This window comes from Nocardia sp. NPDC004722 (assembly GCF_053601505.1).
The window spans coordinates 1-2,438 of the sequence record NZ_JBSGBY010000903.1 but is presented as its reverse complement, the minus strand read 5'-3'; the positions used below and the strand labels follow the sequence as shown (position 1 = coordinate 2,438).

Here is a 2,438-nt window from a genome sequence, read left to right as displayed (position 1 = left end):
CCCTGTGGGGGGGCGACCCCCCCCCCCTAACCCCACCCCCCCCACATTTAAATATTTTTAAAACCTATATAAAAATATTTTTTTAAACGGCCGGGGGGGGGGCCCGCCGCGCGCGCGGGGGCCACCGCCGAACGGAGATGGCTGGGCCGCGCTGGGATGGCTGGGCCGTACAAGGGTTGGGCCGGGCCGCGCCGGGATCGGCGTGGCCGTACTGGGAGGACTGGGCTGGCGTGCTCGGGGTCGGGCGGTGACGGCGTCGCCGGAGGGGCTGGGAGTGTCGGCGGGGGACCGGGCGGCCGGGCGGTTAGCGTCGGCGGTATGGACTCGGTCGTGCAGCGGGTGTTGGATTTTCCCGCGATCTGGACCTATGTCGTCGTCGCGCTGCTGGTCGTCGCCGAGGAGGCGATGGTGTTCGGGCTGTTGGTGCCCGGCGATACCGCCGCGATCCTGGCGGGTGTGGCCGCCAGCCGCGGGCATCTGAGCATCGCGACCACGCTGGCCCTGGTCATCGTGTCCGCGCTCATCGGGGCGAGCATCGGTTACTGGATCGGCCGCGTCTACGGCACCCGCGTGCTGGAGTGGCGGATCTTCAACCGCTACCGCGACAACCTCACCAAGGCCGGGGATTTCCTGCAGCGCCACGGCGGCTGGGCGATCCTGGTGGGCCGCTTCAGCACCTTCTTCCGCACCATGCTGCCGGAGCTGGTCGGCATGTCTCCCATGCCTTTTCGCCGGTTCGTGGTGGCCAGCGCGGTGGGCGCGATCCTCTGGGGTTCGGTGCTGGTGTTGTGCGGCTACCTGATCGGCGCGTCGTTCACGGCCATCCTGAAACGCGTCGACAACGGTCTACTGATCGTCGTCCCGATCGTGGCGGTGCTCGCGCTGATCTACTGGAAGTGGCATCGCCACCGCACCGCGGGGGAGCAATGACCTATTCGCTCTGCGCCCACGCCGCGACCGGAAGTGTCAGGTAGACACCGATATTCGCGTCCACGAACTTCTCGATGTCGGCCAGCATCCGATCGCACCGCTCCTGCCGGTTCTCCGCCCGGCTCGCGAAGTACTTCGACCGCACCTCGATCACCAGATCCATCCCGCTGCGATCGAACTTCCCCAGCGGCCGGAACCGGATCTCCACATCACCGGGCTGCAAATCCCCGTCGTAGGGCTCCTCCGGGCACTCCACCGCCGTCGACACCAGATGCGGCAGCCATTCTCCGAGCTCGCGCAGCACGGTCTCGGGCAGTTCCGGGTTGTAGGTCACCTCGACGAGTGGCATCCCCGGAGTCTATTCGCTTGCCGCGCGGCTGGATTGGCGCAGCTCGCTCAGGAGGTGCGGATGCTGGCGATCAGGGCTTTGGCCTGGTCGGCGGCCATTTCTCCGGTGGTGCCGCGGTCGGCTTCGACGACGAGGGCCAGGGTGGCGTTGCGCGGGCCGGTGAAGGCGAAGGTGTAGACGGAGTAGGCGTTGGCGGTGCAGCCGGAGAGGCTGGGCTTCCAGGGACCGGAGGCTTCCACCTGCTGACCGGCGATGCCGCTCTTGGTGGTGACCGCGGTCGGGGCGCCGGGGATGCCGCCCTTGGCGTCGTCGTAGCCGCTCTCCACGGAGATCTTGGTCGCCTTGGTGGCGGCGGCCCCGAGATCGCTGACGCCGTCGACCGGGGCCACGAACGCCAGGGCGCGGTAGGCCGAGCCGGGGCAATAGTTCTGGCCCTCACTGGATTTGGCGTAACCGAACAGGGTTCCGTCCGCGCCGGTCTGCATGGAGGTCTCGGTGGGCGCGGCGATGGTCCAGCCGCTGGGGACGTCGTAGCTGATGCCCAGAGACGGGGCGACCACGGTCGTGGCCCCGGCCTTGGGCGCGCCGGACGGACCCTTCGACGTGCTGGGCTTGCCGGTCGGGACCGCGCTCGAGCTCGTGGACGGTGCGGCGGTTGTGGTGGAGTCGTCGCGGGTCAGCACGTAGGCCGCGAGGCCGCCGCCGACCAGGACGACGACCGCCGCGACGGCCCCGAGGATGAGCCAGGTACGGTTCGGGCCGCCCGGAGGCGGTGGCTGCTGTCCCGGAAAGCCTGGCTGCTGGCCCGGAAAGGGCGGCTGCTGGCCGGGAAACGGCTGCTGCCCATAGTAATTCGGGTCCGCCTGCCCGGGATAGTACTGCTGCGTCGGCTGATACCCCGGCTGCTGCGCGTACCCCGGATACTCGACCGGCTGGGCTCCGGTCTGTGGCTGGCCCCAGACCTGCTGTCCGGCATCCGGATACCCCCACGCCTGCTGCCCGGGTTGCTGCGATCCGTACGGATTGGCCCAGTGATCGTTGTTGTCCGTCACGCCTGGTCACCCGGATTCCCTCGCGCCGGCGCGGATTCCCGGCGCAGCGCGTGGACGGTCTCGTCCACCGCGGATTCCAGCAGCGCGGCATAACCGTCGAGATCCGC

The 2,438-nt window shown here is 68.9% G+C and carries 3 protein-coding genes; 1 reads left to right on the top strand and 2 read right to left on the bottom strand.

What is annotated here, in order from left to right; genetic code table 11:
• The first annotated feature begins 318 nt into the window (after positions 1-318).
• Positions 319-930 carry a DedA family protein gene (locus ACWELQ_RS43800; RefSeq protein WP_452402872.1) on the top strand — a complete coding sequence of 204 codons (612 nt, stop codon included), beginning with the start codon at positions 319-321 and terminating at the stop codon, positions 928-930.
• A 1-nt stretch (position 931) separates the two neighbouring features.
• Here the strand turns inward: ACWELQ_RS43800 and ACWELQ_RS43795 are convergent, their stop codons facing one another.
• Both ACWELQ_RS43795 and ACWELQ_RS43790 read right to left on the bottom strand, forming a co-directional pair.
• Positions 932-1,279 carry a hypothetical protein gene (locus ACWELQ_RS43795; protein ID WP_452402871.1) on the bottom strand — a complete coding sequence of 116 codons (348 nt, stop codon included), beginning with the start codon at positions 1,277-1,279 and terminating at the stop codon, positions 932-934.
• Positions 1,280-1,326: 47 nt separating this feature from the next.
• Positions 1,327-2,331 carry a hypothetical protein gene (locus ACWELQ_RS43790; RefSeq protein WP_452402870.1) on the bottom strand — a complete coding sequence of 335 codons (1,005 nt, stop codon included), beginning with the start codon at positions 2,329-2,331 and terminating at the stop codon, positions 1,327-1,329.
• Between the last annotated feature and the right edge of the window lie 107 nt (positions 2,332-2,438).